The organism is Streptomyces milbemycinicus (assembly GCF_002154605.1).
Classification (GTDB): domain Bacteria; phylum Actinomycetota; class Actinomycetes; order Streptomycetales; family Streptomycetaceae; genus Streptomyces; species Streptomyces milbemycinicus.
On sequence record NZ_MUNE01001090.1, the window covers coordinates 1 to 542 of the forward strand.

Consider the following 542-nt stretch of genomic DNA (forward strand, 5'->3'; position numbering starts at 1 on the left):
CATGTAACGGCTTGACTGGTGCGGCGTCAGGGCGGGAATCGGCGGTGATGGTGAAGGCCGGGCCTGTGAGGGCTGCGCCGCTGATGGCCAGGAAGGTTCTGCGTTCCATGTCGCCCCCATCGTGGATGACCCACTGCGTAGCTGTCTCCACGGTAGCGCCGGGCGCGGTGGGGGCGGGAAGGCCGTCGTCCGCGCGTGCCCAGGCGGCGGAGGGACGTACCCCGGGTCCCCAGAGATGGGCGGGCGGCATGGGGCGGCCGAGGGCCTCGGCGAGGACGTGCGCGGTGACGGTGGGCAGCGGGTCGCGGGGGATGCGGCCCTTGGCGATCCAGTCGGCGACGGTGGTGCGGGCGACGTAGCCGGGCCCGAGGATGGCGTTGATGGCGTGGGCCAAACGGGCGGGAGACCATCCCAGGTGGGTGAGATGGGCAGCGAGCTGGTGGTTGGGCGCGTAGTTGCGCACGGCCATGATTCCTCTTTGCCCCCTTTTCCCGGCCCTTGACGGTAGCGGATCCAGATGGTGCGGGGGAGGTGACGACTTC

The 542-nt window shown here is 70.7% G+C and carries 1 pseudogene; it reads right to left on the minus strand.

Features of this window, described 5'->3' with window-relative positions:
* Positions 1 to 469: pseudogene (locus CCN51_RS51230) on the minus strand (hypothetical protein); the annotation flags it as partial.
* Positions 470 to 542 lie beyond the last annotated feature (73 nt).